The following is a 16,504-nucleotide window of genomic DNA, read 5'->3' as shown; positions in this document are numbered from 1 at the left end:
TCCCTTCACTCCAAACGTGTTGCGGTCAGTGCCAGCGGCGGAAAATCAACGAGGTGTTGACGCCACCAAAAGCGAAATTGTTGTTCATTACGTAGTCGTGATGCATCTGGCGAAATTCGCCGCGCAGGTAATCGAGCTTGCCGCAGTGCGGGTCGACCTCGTCGAGGTTGAGCGTGTGTACATACAAGTCGCGATTGAGCATTTCGATGCTGAACCACGACTCCAGCGCGCCGCAGGCCCCCAGCGTGTGGCCGAGGAAACTCTTCTGCGAGCTGATCGGCATGTGTTCGCCGAACAGACTGCTGGTCGCCAGTGTTTCGGCAATGTCGCCCTGTTCTGTAGCGGTACCGTGACCATTGACGTAACCGATGGCATCCGGCGTCAGTCCGGCGTCTTCCAGCGCCAGCTCCATGGCGCGGCGCATGGTGACCTGTTCCGGGCGCGTGGTGTGCTGGCCGTCGGCGTTGCTGCCGAAACCGACGATCTCGGCATGGATGCGCGCACCGCGAGCCAGCGCATGTTCCAGCTCCTCGAGCACCAGCATGCCGCCGCCTTCGCCGATCACCAGACCGTCGCGGCCCTTGTCGTACGGACGCGGACTGGTCTGTGGCGCATCGTTTTTCAGGCTGGTGGCGTAGAGCGCGTCGAAAACCATGGCTTCGGTCGGGCACAACTCTTCGGCGCCGCCGGCGAGCATCAGCGGCAGCCGTCCGAACTTGATCGCTTCATACGCGTAGCCAATGCCCTGACTGCCGCTGGTGCAGGCGCTGGACGTCGGGATCAGGCGCCCGGTGAGGCCGAAGAAGATGCTGATGTTGGCCGCGGTGGTGTGCGGCATCATCCGCACGTAGGAGTTGGCGTTGAGGCCTTCGGCCACCGAATTGAGCAGCATGTTGCCGAAGGCCTTGATCTCGTCGGTGCTGCCGGTGGACGAACCGCAGGCCACGCCCATGCGCCCGTCCTTGATCGATTCATCGCCGAGCAGGCCGGCGTCGGCCAGTGCCTGTTCTGCCGCGCCTACGGCCAGCCGCGAGACCCGGCCCATGCTGCGCAGTTGCTTGCGGGTCCAGTGCGCCGGGACGAGAAAATCATCGATCGGCCCGGCCAGACGGGTGTTGAGTTCGCTGAACCGGTCCCACTCGTGCATGCGGCGAATGCCGCTGCGGTTGGCCGCGAAGTGGCCGGCGATGGTCTGCCAGTCGCTGCCAAGCGAAGTGATGCCGGCCATGCCGGTGACGACGACGCGCTTCATCAGCACAGGCCTCCGTTGACCGCCAGGACCTGACGGGTGATGTACGAGGCTTCCGCCGACATCAGGAAATTCACTGCACTGGCAACCTCTTGCGGGGTGCCCATGCGTTGTGCGGGGATCATTTTCATCAGTTCTTCCACCGGCACGTTTTCATCCAGCATCGCTGTGTCGATCAGGCCCGGTGCGACGCAGTTAACGGTGATTTTGCGCTTGCCCAGTTCGATCGCCAACGCCTTCGCGGCGCCGATCACTCCGGCCTTGGAGGCGCTGTAGTTGACCTGGCCACGGTTGCCGATCAAACCCGACACCGAGGTGATGCAGACGATCCGACCAGCGGCGCGACGACGGATCATCGGCATCATCACCGGGTGCAGGACGTTGTAGAAACCGTCGAGGTTGGTGCGCAGCACCACGTCCCAATCGTCATCGCTCAACGCCGGAAAAGCGCCATCGCGGGTCAGGCCGGCGTTAAGCACCACGCCGTAATAAGCGCCGTGGGTTTCGACGTCAGCTTCAAGGATGGTTTTGCAGGCTTCGCGGTCGGCGACGTCGAATTGCAGGATGCGTGCGTGACGGCCCAGCGCTTCGATCTCGGCCTGCACCGCTTGCGCTTCGGCAACGCCGCTGCGGCAATGCAGGACGATGTCGTGCCCGGCCTGCGCCAGACGCAAGGCAATGGCGCGGCCGATACCACGGCTGGAGCCGGTGACCAATACGGATTCAGTCATCGTTCGACTCCCTGTGTTGTTCAAGATATTGGCTGGGCTGCGGCGGGCGGAACACGTTCAACCGTGCGCTGGCCTCAATGCCGGGGGCGTTGATATGGCATTCGAAAACACCCATGCCGTTGTCGTCTTCCAGCGAACGGATGCCGTGGATGGTCAGTTCGCTGCCGGCCGGAAACGCTTCGACGTTGCACTCGAATTTACGCGTCCCGAGGAGGAAACCCAGCGCGACCGGGTTGCCTTTCTGTCGTGCGTGGCAACCGGCGAAGGCGGCTACGCTTTGCGCCATCAACTCGATGCCGACCCACGCCGGCAGGCTGCCGTCTGGCAGGTTGAACAAGCCGTCGGGCTTGACGGTGAGGCTGGTGTGGATCTGCTCTTCGTCGAAGCTGAGGATGCGGTCGATCAGGATCATGTCGCCAGCGTGGGGCAGCAGTTCGGCGAGCGGCCAGTCATTCATGGAGCATCTCCGATAATCAGGCTGACGTTGTTGCCGCCGAAGGCAAACGAGTTGCTCATCAGGTAGCGGGGTGCAATGGACGACAGGCGTTCGCTCGCGGTCACCCACTTCAGCGCCGGCAAGTCAGGGTCGGGCTGGGCGTCCCAGACGTGGGGCGGCAAGGCTTGTTGCGGGTTGTCGGCGCTCAGGCTCAGCCAGCAGAACGCTGCTTCCAGCGCACCGGCCGCGCCGAGGGTGTGACCGGTCATCGGCTTGGTCGACGAGCAGGCCACGCCGTCGGGAAACAGTGTGGCGACTGCCAGACTTTCCATCGCATCGTTGTGCTGGGTCGCAGTGCCGTGCAGGTTCAGGTAGCTGATGTGCGCCGCTTGCAACTGTGCGCGGCTCAAGGCTTTCTGCATCGCTTGCAGGGCGCCGCGACCGCTCGGTTCCGGCGCGGAAATATGGTGCGCGTCGGAGCTGGCGCCGCTGCCGAGCAGGGCAATGGCCGGGCCGTCGCTGCGCTGCTGGCTCATCAGAAACAGCACTGCCGCTTCACCGATGTTGATGCCGTTGCGGTTGGCCGAGAACGGATTGCAGCGCTGGTCGGACACCGCTTCCAGCGCGCTGAAACCGTTGAGCGTCAGTTTGCACAGGCTGTCGACCCCGCCGCACAGCACCACGTCGCACAGGCCCAGATCGAGCAGGCGCTGTGCGCTCATCAACGCCCGCGCACTGGACGTGCAGGCGGTGGAAATCACGTAGGCCGGGCCGCTGAGTTGCAGCCAATCGGCAAGAAAATTCGCCGGCGCGCCGAGTTCCTGTTGCCGATAGTCGTACTCGCCAGGGAACTGCTGCTCGCGAAGGTAGTGCGCCAGCCCGCGGCTGGCCTCGTCGATCCCCGAGGTGCTGGTGCCGAGCACCACGCCGATGCGCTCGCGACCATACGTCTGGATGGCCCGGTCGATGTCCTCGCGAATCTGCAGCGCGGCTTCCAGCAGCAGTTGATTGTTGCGGCTGCGCTGGTCGGCCAGTTCGGCCGGAATGGCCGCCAGCTCACCATGCACCGCCGCCACAGGCAATTCACGCTCGGCAACCCAGCCGGACTCGCGGCGCATGCCCGAGCAGTCACCGGCAAACAGGTTCTGCGCGACCTGTTGCTTGTCGCGGCCCAGCGCGCAGATCACGCCGAGGGCATTGAGGTAGGCAGTCATGGCGTCGGTTCACCGAGAGGAGAAACCCGATAGTGCGGGCCTTGGGGCAGATTCAATTGGAAACTCAACGGTTGTGCATAACGGATCGTCCAGCGCGGCGCCAGCGTGCGTTGCTCGCCCTGCTGCTGCGCGGTGGGGTAAGTGCGTGCCAGTTCGCCGGACGGGGTCAGGGCAAACAGCAGCGCGGCAAACAGCTCCCGGGCTTCGGGATTGGGCGGCAGCAGCCCGTCGGCCTGCCAGCGCCCGTCGATCAGTTGCTGACGGGCCTGGGGAATGCCCAGCGGATCCATCATCGACCAGCGGATGCCGGGGCCTTCGCGCTGGATCACCAACAGCCAGTCCTGACGCTGATCGGCCTGTTGGCGTTCGATGTGCAGTTGCAGCGGTAACGGCAGCGTCGGGTCGCTCGCGGGCAGCGGGGCCTGGCTGGCGCAACCACTCAGCAAAGCAAATGCCACCAAAATCAGCCATACCGCAAACCTTGTGGGAGCTGGCTTGCCAGCGATGGCGGCGGCACATCCAGCATTTTGGTTAACTGACACACCGCTATCGCTGGCAAGCCAGCTCCCACAGGGGTTTAGCTGTGCTGATCGAAAGTGGTACATCAGATGGATTCCTGCAATGGCTTGCGGGCGACAACGTTCACCAACGTTTCCTCACGCTCGCCAAACGGCTTCGGCCGGCGCAATCCGAACCGTTCCAGCAGTCCGAAATCCTTCGACCGGCTCCACCATAAATACGGGTACGAGACATTGCGCTCGCCAAACTCGAAACCCTGCTGGCGAATCATCTCCAAGTACTGCGCCGCGCTCTTTTGCACCTGCATCGGATGGCGGAACAGCCAGCGGATCACCCAAGTATCAATGTATGCCTCGGTGGACTCGGCGAACAGCAGATAACCACCCGGCTTGAGCACGCGGTAGAACTCGGCGAGGGCTTTTTCCTGTTCGACCAGGTGATGAAAGGTCTGGTGGCAGAACAGCAGGTCGACACTGGCATCGGCCACATTGAGCGTCGCGCAGTCGCTGCCGATCAGCTCGACGTCGAAGCCCTGCCGCGCCGCTTCTTCGGCGCTCAATTGCAGGCTGTGCGGGTCGGCGTCGACGCCGATCAGACGCTGTGGGGCGAAGGTCTGGCGCAGATGGCGGAACGATTTGCCCTGACCGCAACCAGCGTCCAGCAGCACTGGATTGGCCGGCAGCGACTCGCTGAACAACCCGCGCAAGTCGTTGATCGCCACGCGCAACACATGGTGCTGCCAGGTGTGGCTGCGCAGGAACCAGAAACCGAAGCGGGTTTCCTCGACGTAGCTGTCGCTCAAGTAATTCATGGGGCGTCCTTTGCACAAAGTTCGGAAATCATCTTCAACCGGCGACGCGCTTCGCTGACGAACGGGTTGCGTTCATCCCAGGCGTAACCGGCGAGGATCGAGCAGATCATCCGGCGGATGTCTGCCTGGCTGTCTTGATAAAAAATCACGTCCTGGAAGGTACCGGCGTACCAGCCCTCGACATAGCAGCGGAAGGTGTCGACCCCGCGTTTGAGCGGTTCGGCGAACTCGCGCTGCCAGTCGACGGTTTCGCCCTGCAACTGCCGGTGCAGGACGGCGGCGGCCATGCTCGCCGAACGCATGGCGATGGTCACGCCCGAAGAGAACACCGGGTCGAGAAATTCCGCCGCGTTGCCGAGCAGGGCGAAGCCCGGACCGTGCAGGGTTTTCACATTGGCCGCATAACCGCCGAGGGTGCGCGCCGGGGTGTCCCACACCGCGTTGTTCAATACAGCGGCGAGGCTCGGCGTTTCGCCGATGAAACCGCGCAGGCAGGCATCCAGATCGCTGTCGCGCCCCTTGAAGTGTTCGGCAGCAGCCACCACGCCCACCGAGCAGCGCCCGTTGCTGAACGGGATCGTCCAGAACCAGATGTCGCGGTACTCGGGATGAGTAGTGACGAGGATCTTCTCGCGGTCGAAGGCCGGGTTATCGATGTGATCTTCAACGTGGGTGAATACTGCCTGGCGCACCGGGAAATTCGACGGCGCTTCCAGATCAAGCAAACGCGACAGCACGCGCCCGTAACCGCTGGCGTCGAGCACAAAGTCCGCTTCGATGCGGTACTCGCTGCCGTCTTCGCGCAGCACGTCAAGCTGCGGTCTGGCCCGGTCGAAATCGACGCGGACGATGGCATCGCCGTAACGGAATTCGGCACCCTGCAATTCAGCCTGATCAGCCAGCAGCTTGTCGAAATCGGCGCGTTGCACCTGGAACGTGGTCGGCTTGCCCGCGGTGAAGGTGTCGCTGAAATCGAAGGCGCTGTAGCGCTCGCCCCAAGCGAAGGCGGCACCGGTCTTGCGCTGGAAGCCGGCGGCGTTGACGGCGTCGAGCATGCCGGCCTCTTCGACGAAATCCAGGCAATGGCTGAGCAGGCTTTCACCAATTGAAAACCTTGGGAAATGCTGGCGCTCGATCACCAGCACATCGTGGCCCTGGCGCTTGAGCAACGCGGCGGCGATGGCCCCGGACGGGCCCGCGCCAATGATCACGACCTGACGGGATTCCATTTCAACGATTGGCACGTGAGCTCCCGGGCGCAGTGGCGCTGGTTTTCATAGGCGCGCGGTGCAGGCCGATCAGGGCCGGCAACAGCGTCGCGATCAGGCCCATCAGCATCAGCGCGAAGTACAGCGCCGGGCTGATGAGCTGTTGTTGCAGCAACAGGTTGAGAAAGACGATTTCGCTCAGCCCGCGAATATTCAGCAACACGCTTTCGCGCCAGCGGCTGGCGCCTTCGAACGATGCACCGGCCCAGCCCAGCCCGAGCCAGTTGCCGAGCAGTTTACTGGCAATCGGCAACAGCAGCAGCGCCGCCCATTGCACCGCGCCGAGGCTGGCCAGGGCGCTGTGCACGTCGATCTGCACGATGCCGAAGGTCAGGATCAGCGGGATCGCGATCCACGTCTGCAAGCGGCTCATCCACCGCGCCGGCAATGGCAGCACCAACGGCACTTTCAGCAAGGCCATGCACAGCAGATAACCGATGCCGAAAATCAGCGCGTTGAGTTTGTAATGTTCGGCCAGCACCAGCAGCGCAAAGAAGCCGAGGCTGTAGGTCAGCGGTCGGCGCACGCGCAGCAGATGCAACAGCACTGGCACGCAGGCCAAGCCGAGTGGCAGCAACAAGCTGCTCAGATGCAGACTGCCTTGAGCAAGGCCGAACAGCGTCCAGCAGGTCAGGTCGATGAGAATTGCGGTCTGCACCAGGCGCCGGGTGGCGGCGGGCGGATAGTCGATGTGGCGCAGGTACAGGTACAGCACCGGGATCGCGGTGATCGCGAACACCAGACCGATCGCCAGCGAGTGCAGCCACGGTTGCGCCGGCAGCAGCCAGCAGGCGGCGGCCAGGCCGCAGGCGAACGGTACAACAAAACTCGGCACGGCGATTTTCACGCTCTGGCGATCCAGACGCAGGTCGATCACATCACTGAGAATGTGCCCGAGCAACAGCGCGAAACTCAGGCTGTAGAGGTCTTTCAGCCACCCCGGCGCAATCAGTTCGGCGCCGCTGAGCTGCCAGTCCGGTTCGATCCAGAAATACATCAGCAGCGGCAAACCGAAGCTGGCCAGCAGCAACTGGCTGACGATCGGGATCAGGCCGAAATGCCGACCGACATGGGTGGCCACAGCGAACAACGCCAGGGCCATCAGCCAGAAGCTGACGACCATCACGCTGCCGGCTCCACGATGGTGACGCGGTGGACGTGACGTCCGGCCCACGGCGCGAGAATGAAGCTGAAGGCCAGACCGAGGCTCACTGCCAGGCCAAAATTGCTCACCGCCGGCGTACTGGAAACGGCCAGCAGACCGAACGACAGCCAGGTCGTCAGCGCCGCCAACAGGGTGCCCAGCAGACTCACTGCCGCACCGCCAACCTGCTCACGCATGAGGATCGCGTAATCGACACTGATCGCCGTCACCAGCAGCAGGCCGAACAGGCTGAACAGGGTCAGTGGCTGACCGAGCCAGCCGAGGCTGGCCAGGCTGCACAGCGCCGCCAGCAGCGGCAGGGCGACGATGCGCAACGCGCCGCCGAAGCCGAACGGCACGATCAGCACCAGCACGATCAACACGCAGGAGGCGAGTTTCAGTTCGGCGGCGCTGATCTGGGTCGCGGCGAATACATTGTTCAATTCACCGAGCCGATCGACCAGCATCACCCCCGGCAAGTCCAGCGCCTGCACTCGCAGCAGTGACGGATTGTTCAGGCCCTGCAGGCTGGTCATCGCCGCCACGCCGTCTTCGGTCGGGCCGAGCCACAGCGTGCGGTAAGGCTCGCCCAACGGCCCGGCCAGTGCTGCGTCGATGTCTTCGGCAGGCAGGTTTTGCAACTGCTGCAACTCGGTTTGCAACGCCGCGAGCGGTACGCCAAGGTCGAGCAACGGCTGCCAGTATTGAGGCAGTTTGCTCAGCGCTTCGCGCACTTGCTGTTGCTGGCTCGGCGGACTGAGCAGTTGGTCGAGGGCCAGATAGCCTTGCAGCTTGTCGAGGTTGACCAGTTGCTGCAGACGCTCGCTCAACGCGGCTTGACGCTCCAGCAATTCCTGCTGATTGGCGCCGCGCACGAGGAAGAACTGGCTGGTCGGCTGATAACCGGTGATGCGCGCGATGGTCTGGGCTTCATCGGTCAGGCGTTGCGGCGCACCGACCCATTGGCGAATGTCGTTTTTGCTTTGCAGCTGCACCAGACCGCCAGCGCAGAAGGCGATCAGCAGCGCCAGCAGCACCGGGGTGCGCACGTGTTCGAGCAGGTTTTCGCGCAGTTGCACCAAGCGCTCGGCCAGGCGCAGCGGCCATTGCGCCGGTTGCAGCTCAACGTTTTTCAGCAGGGCCGGCAGCAAGCACACCGCCGACAGGTAAGCACCGAGCAGGCCGGCAGCGGAGAACACCGCGATTTGCGTCAGCGCCGGGAAGGGCGTCCAGGCCAGTGCCAGATAACCGATGGCGCTGGTGATCAGGCTCAGCGTCAGCCCGGACAGGGTCAGGCGCAGCGCCGGCCAACTGCGCCACGGCTTGAGGCTCCAGCTTTTCGACAGATAGTGCAGCGGGTAATCCACCGCCACGCCGATCAGGCTGGAGCCGAGCACCAGCGTCATCACATGCATGTGGCCGAACACCGCGACGCAGGCCACCGCGCCGAACAGCATGCCCACCAGCACCGGCACGAACGCCAGCAGCACCCGCCAGCGGCGGAACGCCAACAGCAGCAACAGCAGAATACCGAGGGTGGCGCCGCCGCCGACCCAGGTCATTTCGCGGGTGGCTTGCTGCTGACCGTTGGCGGCGTACAGCAGACCGCTGGCGGCCAACAGGTGTACATCGGATTTCGCTGCTTGCTCGCGACTGTGCTGCAGCAGATCGGCGACTTTCAGCGGCAGGTTCATATCGAAGGCATTGCCGGTGGTACGCGCGCGCAGCAGCACCCAGCTCTTGCCGTCGGCATCGGCGACCAGTGCGCCGCTGCCGATGTCCAGTTGCACCGCACCGTGTTTCGGCTGGCTGTTCTGGATGCGTCCGGTCAGGCCCAGCCAGTCGTCCTGGCTCGGTACCAAGGTGAAACCGTTGAACGGGTCGAACAGCGCCTGCACCCGTTGTTGAATGAACGCATCGGGATGCTCGGTCAGCAGTTGCCGATCATCCGCCGAGAGCATCGCCAGCCGCCCTTGCAGCAGTTGCGTGCGCAGCGCCGGCAGATCCGCCTGCAGGTTCCACTGAACCTTTTCGAACAGACCGCTGGATTGCCATTGCTCGCCGAGGGTTTGCGCCATGGCCAGCGCTTGCTGGCGATCGGTGTGCCCGACCAGTACCAGCATTTCCCGATTGAGCGGTTCCTGCATGCGCTGTTCGGCGCGCAGTTCGAGGGCGTCAGGGTTGGTCCCGGGCACCAGCTCCATGAGGTTGGCCGACAGTGGCGCACCGTCGCGCCACTGCCACCCGGCCAGCGCGACGACCGCCAGCAGCAGGATCAGAAACAGCCACGGCAGCCTGCGCTCACTCGGCAAAGTCATGTTGCTCCGCTTCGCTCAACGGCTGGTTTGCAGTGCTGTCCTGCATGCGCAGCACGGTGCTGTCGCCCTGGGTTTCCAGCAGTTCGATGGTCTGTACCAGCTCGCCACCGTTGATATTGATCTGATTGAACACTTGCTTGAGCAGCAGCGAACGCGGGGTCAGGGTGAGTTTCCACTGCTGTGCGTCGCCGCTCAGGGCCAGTTCGAAATCCCGCTGCAAGCCGCTGCTGTCACCTTGCAGCACAGCGAGGAACAAGCGGTTCTGTTCGGCACCGGCGCTCTTGTTCGGCAGCAACTGCCAAGCGTTGCCGTCACGACGGGCGATGCCGTTGGCGGTGATGCGGTAATCCTGTTGCAGCGGGGTCTTGAGCAGCCAGAGCAGACCGTGGTTTTTCGCCAGCACGAAGCTGCCCTTGCTGAGCAACGGCTGAGGCAGCGCGCGCAGGTGCTTTTCCTGAATGAACTGGCCGTGGATCACTTCTGGTTTCGCCAGTTGCTCGCTGAGCTGCTGCAGGTCGAAGGCGTTGGCCAGCGTCGACACGGCGAGCAGCGCCAGCGCGCCAAGGCCTTTGCAGAACAGGTTCATCGCAGCATCCTCTGCACCGCGTCGGTGAACACTTTGGGGGAAGCCAGTTGCATTTCGCGGCTGCTGATCTCGACCGCCACCTGCACCGAGCTGGCACGGGTCAGGCGCTCGCCGGTCTGCAGGTCGGTAATCAGATAATTGATCTTCAAGCGGTTCTCCCACTCCACCAGACTGGCGCGCACGTTCAGGCGCTGGCCGAACACCGCGCCGCGCACATAACGCAGTTGCAGGTCGATGATCGGCCACGCGTAACCGGACTCGGACATCTGCGTGTAGTTGTGGCCGATCTGGTCGAGCAGCGCGCAGCGCGCCACTTCCAGGTATTTGACGTAATGCCCGTGCCAGACCACATGCATAGTGTCGACGTCAAAAAACGGCACGAGGATTTCCGTGTCGGCGTGCAGCACTCCGGCGCTACGCATGCAGCCTCCAGTGTTGCTCGGCGATACGTTGCAGGCACAGGCGCAATTCGCCTTCGAGTGCACGGTCTTCGATGACCGGCGGGAAGTCCTTGGCCAGCTCTTCGTGCATGGCGGCCAGCGAAGGTGGCAGCGCACGCGCGTCTTCATCACGACCGCGCAACCACACGCCTTGATTGGCCGCGAGCAACGTGGCGGCGGCGACCTGCTCGGTCAGCTCCAGCACGCGGATCGCGTCACGGGCGGCGATGGTGCCCATGCTCACCTTGTCCTGGTTGTGGCACTCGGTGGAGCGTGAGAATACGCTGGCCGGCATCGTGTTTTTCAGCGCTTCGGCAGTCCAGGCACTGGTGCCGATCTGCACGGCCTTGAAGCCGTGATTGATCATGGCGCGATCCGCCGGAGCACCGGACAGGTTGCTCGGCAATCCATGGTTGTAGCGCTCGTCCACCAGCAACGCGAGTTGTCGGTCGAGCAGATCGGCAACGTTAGCCACCAGATTTTTCAGGCTGTCCATGGCGAATGCGATGTGCCCGCCGTAGAAGTGCCCGCCGTGCAGCACGCGCTCGGCTTCGGCGTCGATGATCGGGTTGTCGTTGGCGCTGTTGAGCTCGGTTTCGATGAACGAACGCAGCCAGTTCAGACTGTCGGCCAGCACCCCGAGCACGTGCGGGGCGCAGCGCAGCGAGTAGCGATCCTGCAGGCGATGCAGCGGCGCGGTCGGCGCGTCAATTGCCAGATCCTTGCGCAACCACGCGGCGACTTGCATCTGCCCCGGATGTGGCTTGGCGGCGAACAGACGCTCGTCGAAATGTTCCGGATTGCCTTGCAACGCGACCACGTTGAGCGCGGTGATGCGTGTGGCCAGTTGCAGCAGATAGTCAGCGCGGGCGAAGGCGAGGCAGGCCAGACCGGTCATCACTGCGGTGCCGTTCATCAACGCCAGCGCTTCTTTCGGGCGCAGCACCAGCGGCGTCCAGCCGAGTTCGCGATGCACGTCGGCAGCCTGGCGACGCTCGCCACGGAACCACACTTCACGCTCGCCGGACAGGGTCGCGGCGACGTAGGACAGCGGCGTCAGATCACCGCTGGCGCCGACCGAACCTTCTTCGGGGATCAGCGGCAGGATGTCGTGTTCAAGGAAGGCGTGCAGGCGCTCCAACAGTTCGATGCGCACCCCGGACACGCCGTGGCACAGCGACTGCAAGCGCGCTGCCAGCACGGCGCGGGTGGCCTGGGCGTCGAGCAGCTTGCCCAGCCCGCAACCGTGGAAAGTGTAGAGATGACGCGGCAATGCTTCGACGTGATGCAGCGGCACCGCGACCACGCAGGAATCGCCGTAACCGGTGGTCACGCCGTAGATCACGCCTTCCTTGTCCAGCAGCGAATCGAGGAACCGTGCGCCCTTGGCGATGCGCTCGCGGTAGGCTGCGTCGCTCTGCAACTGCACGGGCGCCCGACGGTTGGCCAGGGCCAGCACGTCTTCGATGCGCAAAGGGCGTTCGCCGAAGGTAACCGGCTCATGGGTTGGCGTCGTCATCGGTCTTCCAGAAAGGGTAAAAGTTGAACCATTGGTGCGGGGCTTGGAGGCAATAGTGACTCAGGCGCTGCGCATAACGGGTGGCCCACTGATGAATGACCTGCTCGCGCTCGCGGCGCGTCCACACCACGCTGTCGGCAAACGGTTCGAGGGTCAGGCGATAGTGGCCGTCCGGTTGTTTCAGGCACATCAGCAGGTTGACCGGGCATTTGAGCAAACCGGCCAGCAACCAAGGGCCTTGCGGAAACGCTGCCGGGTGGCCGAGAAAATCCACGGTGACGCTGCGCCCGCCGTGCAACGGCACGCGGTCGCCGGCAATCGCCAGCCATTCACCGCGCTCCAGGCGTTCGTGCAGTTGCAGCATGATCACCGGGTCCAGTTCGCTGACCTGAATCAGGCGCAGATTGGTCGCCCCGGCCTCGCCCAGCAAGCGGTTGAACTGCTCGGCGTGCTTGGTGTGCACCAACACGTTCATGGTGACCTTTTCGCCGATCTCGGCCAGGGCGCGGCACACTTCGAGGTTGCCCAGATGCGCGCCGACCAGCAGTTGCCCGCGACTGCCGCGCAGCTGATTGCGCAGCAGTGCCGGGTCGATGATTTCGATCTGCTCGATGCGCAGCTTGCCGTTCCACACGTCGAGCTTGTCGAGCAGCGAATCGGCGAACGCCATGAACTGGCGGAACACGCGCCAGTAGCTCGGGCGCAATTCGCCGCGGTTGCTCCAGTCAGCCAGCCGTTGCTGGTACTGCCAGGCACTGTTGCGCGCGGTACGGCCGAACAGGAAGAAGTACAGGACGATGCCGTACAGCAGCGGACTGAGCAGGCGTCGGCCAAGCACTTTGGCGGCGACTGCGGTGAATTTCATCAGCAGGAAGCTGCCGCGCTCTTCGCGGTCGGCCCAGTGTTTCTTGTCGGTCTCGACGCTCATGTGCGCCACCGGCGCCAGAGGATGACGGGCAGGCGCAGCAGCATGCCGAAGAACAGCCGGGTGTGCATGCTGGAAATCAGCGCGTTGTCGTGGAACAGGCGGAAGTGCGAGACGCCATCCAGCGGGTAATGCACGCTGGTCTGCAGCCAGCGCATCGGCTGGTTGCGCCACGCCAGGCGCACGAGGATGTCGGAGTCGAAATCCATGCGCTTGCCGACTCGTGCCGAGTCGATCAGCGCCAGCGTCGGGGCCAGCGGATAGACGCGAAAGCCACACATCGAATCGCGGATCTGCAGCGACAGCGTGTTGATCCAGACCATCACATGAGTCAGATAACGCGCGTACAAGCGGCCCTTGGGCACGCTCTCGTCGAACAGTGGATAACCGCAGATCATGGCGTCCGGGTGGGCGCGGGATTCCGCGACGAAACGCGCGACGTCGTGCAGGTCGTGCTGGCCATCGGCGTCCACTTGCAGGGCATGGGTGAAGCCCAGACGCGCTGCTTCGCGCAGGCCGGTCATCACCGCGCCGCCCTTGCCCTGATTGAGGGTCAGGCGCACCAGATGCACCTGATCACGCTCGGCCAGCGCATCCAGCACGCGCGCGCAGGACGGGGTGCTGGCATCGTCCACCAGAATGCACGGCAGGTCCTGGGCGAGCAGGGCGTCGACCACGGTGCCGATCGCGGTTTCATGGTTGTAGACCGGAATCACGGCGCAAGGGTTATGCATTGAACACATCCCCACTTTGGCGAGGGAGCTTGCTCCCGCTCGAGTGCGCAGCACTCGCTCGCAGTTTTGCGTGGACCGGGTCTGGGGCCGCTGCGCAGTCCGGCGGGAGCAAGCTCCCTCGCCACAGGTTATGCATCGGCGGCTCCTAGCAGGATGCGGCCGCTGGAGCAGGTCGCGGTGTCATTGCGGTAGGCGAAATACAGCTTGCCGCGCTCGGGATCGAAGCGCAGGTGCAGTTGGACTTCATCGCCCGGGCGCACCAGTTGCTGGAATTTCAGCACTTCCATGCCGGCAAATTTGCCGGGCGGGTTGAGCAGTTGTCGGCCGAGGTTCAGTGCCCATTCGACTTGCACCACGCCGGGCAGCACCGGGGCTTTGGGGAAGTGACCGCTGAAGTAGGCCAGATCCGGTGGCACACTCAATTGCAGGCTCCACTCGCCGTCGGTTTCGACCTGTTCCAGCACTTCTGGGGCTTTCGGCCGTGGCGCCAGCAACCGTGCTTCGATGTCGGCCTGGGGCAGCTTGCCCTGGCTGTTCAGCGGCAGTTGCCGCACCAGGCGCCAGCGTCGGGGCAAGGCCAGCGCTTCGCAATGCTGGCTCAGGTGCTTGCGCAGGGCTTCGGTCAGGCTGCGGCGGCCGTGTTCACGCAAGGCAAACAGGCCCGCGTCGCTGAGCACCAGCAGGGCGCCAAGTACCGCGCGGCTTTCTTGAACCACGCCCAGCCGTGCTTCGGCGACCCAGTCATGGGCGACCAGTGCCTGTTCCAGCATCGGCAGCGAAATGCGCTTCTCTTCGAGTTTGACGATACGGTCCAGCCGACCCAGCAGCTCGAAACGCCCGTCGGCAGCGATGCACGCAGCGTCGGCGGTGTGTTCGACATGCCCCGCCGGCAAATAGGGGGAAGCGATCAGCAGGGCGCCGTCGCTGTCTTGGCTCAGTTCAACCCCGGCGAAGGGCTGCCACAGGCTGGCGCCTTGGCGCCAGGCGATGCCGCCGGTTTCCGAGCTGCCGAGGATTTCGGTCGGCCACTGTTGCAAGCGTTGCTGCAGGCTTTGCGCCGCGTCTGCGGGTAATGCGCCGCCGGAGGAAAACACCCGGCGCACGGCACTCAGCGCCGGCCAGTCGAGGTTGTCGCCCATGCGCTTGAGCAGCGCCGGGCTGCCGACCCAGGCGAAGGCCGGATGCTCGCGGCTGGCGCGTTGCAGATCTTCCGGGAACGCCAGTTGTCTGCGCGCGAACGGCCTTCCGGCGCACAGCGGCCACAGCACGCGAAACAACAAGCCGTAGATGTGCTGAGTGGCGACACTGCCGATGATCCACGCTTCACCCAGATCCGCGCCCCACAGTTGCTCCAGGGCTTCGACCTCGTTGGCCAGTTGGCGCAGGGTCTTGTCGATGCGCTTGGGCTCACCGCTGGAGCCGGAGGTGCACAGGCTCAGGCGGCACTGGTCGAGATCCAGTTCGACGCCGGGCAGGGCAGGCTGCAACAGATCGCTCAGGTGTGAATCATCGGGGTGATCGCTCAACCACATATCGACTTCACTCGACCAGCGCTGGCGGGTCTGCGCTTGCAGGTCCGCGGGCAACAGGACGCTGACGCCGGCGCGCCAGGCACCGAGCAGGGCGATGGCGAGGTCGGCGGCATCTTCCAGATGCACCGCCACGCGCTGCACGCCGCGTGCTTGCAGGCCGGCGGCAATGCTTAGCGCCTGCTCGCGCAGTTGCGCATGGTCGAGGGCCGGGGTGTCGGTGATCGCTCGCCCCGGCAGGGCCTTGAGCAACAGTTGCTCAAGTTTTATCCAGTTCATTTACGGCCTCTTACCCGTTGTCGTATCAGCCATTCAATGGCAAACATCAGGCCGATCAATCCGTAGGAGATCAGGCCGGTGTACAACATCCACCAATGCAGCGGCGCCCACAGGGTCAGGAGCGCGGCGCACAAACCGTTGCAGAAGAAAAACACGCTCCAGGCCACGGTGACCTGACGCGTGTAGCGGATCGCCTCGGGCGGCAGTTGCGGCTCGCGCAGTCGTGCCAGGCGCTCGACCATCGGCGGGCCCCATTTCAGGCTCAGGCTGAACAGCACCAGCATGAAGCCGCTGATCAGCACCGGGTACCAGCGCAGCAACAGCGGACTGTCAAACAGCGCCAGCAGCACGCAGAACACAATCGCCACGCAGGCCATCCACAGACTGCCTGGCTTGCGCTCGCCAGTCAGGGCGCGCGCCAGCCACAGGCTACCCAGCAGCAGCCCGAACTGCCACGGGGCGAAGTGCTCCATGCCGAAATACACCGCAAAGGGGTACAGCAGCCCCGCCAGCAGCAGGCCGAGGCCGATCAATCGGCTCATGCGGCCGGTTGAACCAGACGGTAGACCGCCTCGACCACGTCACCGACGGTGCGCACCGACTTGAATTCCTCGGCGGCGATTTTCTTGCCGGTCTGGCGTTTGATGTGATCGATCAGATCGACCGCGTCGATGCTGTCGATCTCCAGATCCTGATACAGGTTGGACTCCAGGCTGATGCGCCCCGGATCCAGTTCGAACAGCTCGACCAAGGCATCGCGCAGGGTGTTGAAAATGTCGTCACGAGTTTGCATGGTCCGGTC

At 63.9% G+C, this 16,504-nt stretch carries 17 protein-coding genes; all 17 read right to left on the bottom strand.

Going from position 1 to position 16,504, the window contains the following annotated elements; all coding sequences use genetic code 11:
* Positions 1-25: 25 nt before the first annotated feature.
* The 17 genes from L6D63_RS01285 to L6D63_RS01205 all read right to left on the bottom strand — a co-directional run bounded on the left by L6D63_RS01285 (position 26) and on the right by L6D63_RS01205 (position 16,495).
* Positions 26-1,252 carry a beta-ketoacyl-ACP synthase gene (locus L6D63_RS01285; RefSeq protein ID WP_131670933.1) on the bottom strand — a complete coding sequence of 409 codons (1,227 nt, stop codon included), beginning with the start codon at positions 1,250-1,252 and terminating at the stop codon, positions 26-28.
* The gene (fabG, locus tag L6D63_RS01280) at positions 1,252-1,980 is read right to left on the bottom strand and encodes a 3-oxoacyl-ACP reductase FabG (RefSeq protein ID WP_041074891.1); all 729 of its coding nucleotides are present in this window, start codon (positions 1,978-1,980) and stop codon (positions 1,252-1,254) included. Before fabG ends, L6D63_RS01285 begins: the two co-directional genes overlap by 1 nt.
* Complete coding sequence (locus tag L6D63_RS01275; RefSeq protein ID WP_131670934.1) at positions 1,973-2,437, bottom strand: hotdog family protein; 465 nt, start codon at positions 2,435-2,437, stop codon at positions 1,973-1,975. The genes fabG and L6D63_RS01275 overlap by 8 nt, the downstream gene beginning before the upstream one ends.
* A complete protein-coding gene (locus tag L6D63_RS01270; RefSeq protein ID WP_131670935.1) occupies positions 2,434-3,630 on the bottom strand; it encodes a beta-ketoacyl-[acyl-carrier-protein] synthase family protein in 1,197 nt (398 codons plus the stop codon). The genes L6D63_RS01275 and L6D63_RS01270 overlap by 4 nt, the downstream gene beginning before the upstream one ends.
* Entirely contained in the window at positions 3,627-4,235 is a 609-nt protein-coding gene (locus L6D63_RS01265) for a hypothetical protein (protein WP_183082828.1), read from the bottom strand. Before L6D63_RS01265 ends, L6D63_RS01270 begins: the two co-directional genes overlap by 4 nt.
* A complete protein-coding gene (locus tag L6D63_RS01260) occupies positions 4,235-4,960 on the bottom strand; it encodes a class I SAM-dependent methyltransferase (RefSeq protein ID WP_131670936.1) in 726 nt (241 codons plus the stop codon). Before L6D63_RS01260 ends, L6D63_RS01265 begins: the two co-directional genes overlap by 1 nt.
* Positions 4,957-6,204, bottom strand: coding sequence for an NAD(P)/FAD-dependent oxidoreductase (locus L6D63_RS01255; RefSeq protein ID WP_131670937.1), 1,248 nt, complete (start codon positions 6,202-6,204; stop codon positions 4,957-4,959). Before L6D63_RS01255 ends, L6D63_RS01260 begins: the two co-directional genes overlap by 4 nt.
* On the bottom strand, positions 6,191-7,354 hold the full coding sequence (locus tag L6D63_RS01250; RefSeq protein WP_131670938.1) for a cation:proton antiporter: 1,164 nt from the start codon (positions 7,352-7,354) through the stop codon (positions 6,191-6,193). The genes L6D63_RS01255 and L6D63_RS01250 overlap by 14 nt, the downstream gene beginning before the upstream one ends.
* Complete coding sequence (locus tag L6D63_RS01245; RefSeq protein ID WP_131670939.1) at positions 7,351-9,690, bottom strand: MMPL family transporter; 2,340 nt, start codon at positions 9,688-9,690, stop codon at positions 7,351-7,353. Before L6D63_RS01245 ends, L6D63_RS01250 begins: the two co-directional genes overlap by 4 nt.
* Complete coding sequence (locus L6D63_RS01240; RefSeq protein WP_095667734.1) at positions 9,674-10,276, bottom strand: outer membrane lipoprotein carrier protein LolA; 603 nt, start codon at positions 10,274-10,276, stop codon at positions 9,674-9,676. The genes L6D63_RS01245 and L6D63_RS01240 overlap by 17 nt, the downstream gene beginning before the upstream one ends.
* Positions 10,273-10,698, bottom strand: a complete 426-nt coding sequence (locus L6D63_RS01235) for an acyl-CoA thioesterase (protein ID WP_047290910.1) — start codon at positions 10,696-10,698, stop codon at positions 10,273-10,275. Before L6D63_RS01235 ends, L6D63_RS01240 begins: the two co-directional genes overlap by 4 nt.
* Positions 10,691-12,235, bottom strand: a complete 1,545-nt coding sequence (locus L6D63_RS01230; protein WP_047290911.1) for an HAL/PAL/TAL family ammonia-lyase — start codon at positions 12,233-12,235, stop codon at positions 10,691-10,693. Before L6D63_RS01230 ends, L6D63_RS01235 begins: the two co-directional genes overlap by 8 nt.
* A complete protein-coding gene (locus L6D63_RS01225; RefSeq protein ID WP_095667733.1) occupies positions 12,216-13,163 on the bottom strand; it encodes an LpxL/LpxP family acyltransferase in 948 nt (315 codons plus the stop codon). The genes L6D63_RS01230 and L6D63_RS01225 overlap by 20 nt, the downstream gene beginning before the upstream one ends.
* Positions 13,160-13,894 (bottom strand): glycosyltransferase family 2 protein, encoded by a 735-nt coding sequence (locus tag L6D63_RS01220; RefSeq protein ID WP_131670940.1) that lies wholly within the window; start codon positions 13,892-13,894, stop codon positions 13,160-13,162. Before L6D63_RS01220 ends, L6D63_RS01225 begins: the two co-directional genes overlap by 4 nt.
* Before the next feature lie 128 nt (positions 13,895-14,022).
* A complete protein-coding gene (locus L6D63_RS01215) occupies positions 14,023-15,702 on the bottom strand; it encodes an acyl-CoA synthetase family protein (protein WP_131670941.1) in 1,680 nt (559 codons plus the stop codon).
* Entirely contained in the window at positions 15,699-16,244 is a 546-nt protein-coding gene (locus L6D63_RS01210; protein ID WP_131670942.1) for a COG4648 family protein, read from the bottom strand. The genes L6D63_RS01215 and L6D63_RS01210 overlap by 4 nt, the downstream gene beginning before the upstream one ends.
* On the bottom strand, positions 16,241-16,495 hold the full coding sequence (locus L6D63_RS01205; RefSeq protein ID WP_041074867.1) for an acyl carrier protein: 255 nt from the start codon (positions 16,493-16,495) through the stop codon (positions 16,241-16,243). Before L6D63_RS01205 ends, L6D63_RS01210 begins: the two co-directional genes overlap by 4 nt.
* Between the last annotated feature and the right edge of the window lie 9 nt (positions 16,496-16,504).

Origin of the sequence: Pseudomonas parakoreensis (assembly GCF_021602155.1) — a bacterium.
Classification (GTDB): domain Bacteria; phylum Pseudomonadota; class Gammaproteobacteria; order Pseudomonadales; family Pseudomonadaceae; genus Aquipseudomonas; species Aquipseudomonas parakoreensis.
The sequence above is the reverse complement of the archived record's forward strand: the minus strand, read 5'-3'. Positions and strand labels throughout refer to the sequence as shown.

What these genes read in the sequence shown, in the direction of transcription:
- L6D63_RS01275 (WP_131670934.1), bottom strand. Translation starts at nt 2,437, where the DNA reads ATGAATGACTGGCCGCTCGCCGAACTGCTGCCCCACGCTGGCGACATG.
- L6D63_RS01235 (WP_047290910.1), bottom strand. Translation starts at nt 10,698, where the DNA reads ATGCGTAGCGCCGGAGTGCTGCACGCCGACACGGAAATCCTCGTGCCG.
- L6D63_RS01205 (WP_041074867.1), bottom strand. Translation starts at nt 16,495, where the DNA reads ATGCAAACTCGTGACGACATTTTCAACACCCTGCGCGATGCCTTGGTC.
- L6D63_RS01230 (WP_047290911.1), bottom strand. Translation starts at nt 12,235, where the DNA reads ATGACGACGCCAACCCATGAGCCGGTTACCTTCGGCGAACGCCCTTTG.
- L6D63_RS01260 (WP_131670936.1), bottom strand. Translation starts at nt 4,960, where the DNA reads ATGAATTACTTGAGCGACAGCTACGTCGAGGAAACCCGCTTCGGTTTC.
- L6D63_RS01240 (WP_095667734.1), bottom strand. Translation starts at nt 10,276, where the DNA reads ATGAACCTGTTCTGCAAAGGCCTTGGCGCGCTGGCGCTGCTCGCCGTG.
- L6D63_RS01215 (WP_131670941.1), bottom strand. Translation starts at nt 15,702, where the DNA reads ATGAACTGGATAAAACTTGAGCAACTGTTGCTCAAGGCCCTGCCGGGG.
- L6D63_RS01210 (WP_131670942.1), bottom strand. Translation starts at nt 16,244, where the DNA reads ATGAGCCGATTGATCGGCCTCGGCCTGCTGCTGGCGGGGCTGCTGTAC.
- L6D63_RS01225 (WP_095667733.1), bottom strand. Translation starts at nt 13,163, where the DNA reads ATGAGCGTCGAGACCGACAAGAAACACTGGGCCGACCGCGAAGAGCGC.
- L6D63_RS01245 (WP_131670939.1), bottom strand. Translation starts at nt 9,690, where the DNA reads ATGACTTTGCCGAGTGAGCGCAGGCTGCCGTGGCTGTTTCTGATCCTG.
- fabG (WP_041074891.1), bottom strand. Translation starts at nt 1,980, where the DNA reads ATGACTGAATCCGTATTGGTCACCGGCTCCAGCCGTGGTATCGGCCGC.
- L6D63_RS01220 (WP_131670940.1), bottom strand. Translation starts at nt 13,894, where the DNA reads ATGCATAACCCTTGCGCCGTGATTCCGGTCTACAACCATGAAACCGCG.
- L6D63_RS01285 (WP_131670933.1), bottom strand. Translation starts at nt 1,252, where the DNA reads ATGAAGCGCGTCGTCGTCACCGGCATGGCCGGCATCACTTCGCTTGGC.
- L6D63_RS01270 (WP_131670935.1), bottom strand. Translation starts at nt 3,630, where the DNA reads ATGACTGCCTACCTCAATGCCCTCGGCGTGATCTGCGCGCTGGGCCGC.
- L6D63_RS01265 (WP_183082828.1), bottom strand. Translation starts at nt 4,235, where the DNA reads ATGTACCACTTTCGATCAGCACAGCTAAACCCCTGTGGGAGCTGGCTT.